This is a genomic window from Nonomuraea cypriaca (assembly GCF_015645445.1).
Classification (GTDB): Bacteria; Actinomycetota; Actinomycetes; order Streptosporangiales; family Streptosporangiaceae; genus Nonomuraea; species Nonomuraea cypriaca.
This window is the reverse complement of sequence record NZ_JADOGI010000542.1, coordinates 1-1,063: the sequence shown is the minus strand read 5'-3', so window position 1 is coordinate 1,063 and position 1,063 is coordinate 1. Positions and strand designations below refer to the sequence as shown.

Here is a 1,063-nt window from a genome sequence, read left to right as displayed (position 1 = left end):
CCCCCAAGCCAGCCCGCGACCCACTCCCGGTCCGGCCGACAAGCTACGGCCCCAACCGCGCTTGGCCGGCAAGCCGCGACCCCCACCAGGCTCGTCCGGCAAGCTGCGGTGCCCACCAGGCTCGGCCGACAAGCTATGGTCCCCACCGGGGTTGGCTAGCAAGCTGTGGTGCCCGCCGGGGTTGGCCGGCAAGCTGCGGTCATCGCCGAGCTCGGTCGGCAAGCTGCGGTCACCGCCAGGCTCGGCCGAGAGCTCGCCGCCCCAGCCCCGCTCAGGACGCCTTCCGCCCCTACCCGACCCGGGTGACGCGGCGCTGTTCCTGACCGATCGGGTGAGTGCGTCGTGGGTCAGGGACAGTCCGCCGAACAGCAGGATCAGCGACGGGATCTCGCTGAACGTGCTGCGTGAGGTGTAGAGGATCGGCATGCTCACGGCGAGCACCAGCGCCGCGAGCACCGCCCACCGCGCCCCGGCCAGCCGCGCCACCACGCCGGCCAGCGTGAGCACGGCCAGCGCGCCCAGCAGGGGTGGGACCGCGAAGGGCGCGCCGAACCAGTCGCCGATCGAGAACAACATCGGCGGGCCCGGCATGAACTGCGGCGTCACCGCGCCGTTCGTGTCGTAGAACCCGACGCTGTCGAACGCCAGCCCGGGGTCGGGGCCGCCGAACGCCTCCGCCTGCGTCGGGATGGGCAGCGAACCGTGCCCGGCGATCCAGGCGGTGTACTGGGCGTAGGTGGCGGGATCCCGCCTGACGACCAGCTGCTCGGCATGCATGATGAGGTTGGCCGCACCGGACGCCGCCGCGACCGCCACCACCCCGGCGACCTGCCATGGCGTGGCCTGGACCACCGTGCCGAGCCGTCGTGTCCCGGCCCAGCACAGCAGCGCGGCGACGGGCAGGCCGAGCAGCGCGGCGGGCAACGGCGCGAACCAGCCGAGCAGGAGCAGCGGCAGGCCCGCCAGCAGCCAGCCCGCCACGGCGAGAGCGGGCAGCACGGTAAGCGCGGCAAGCACCCGGCCGGGCCGATCAAGTTCCATCGGTCGCGAGCGTATCCAACCC

Annotated in this window: 1 pseudogene; it reads right to left on the bottom strand. The window is 73.5% G+C overall.

Annotated elements, in window-relative coordinates:
- A pseudogene (locus tag ITP53_RS55505) lies at positions 1-1,041 on the bottom strand (hypothetical protein); the annotation flags it as partial.
- Positions 1,042-1,063: the final 22 nt, after the last annotated feature.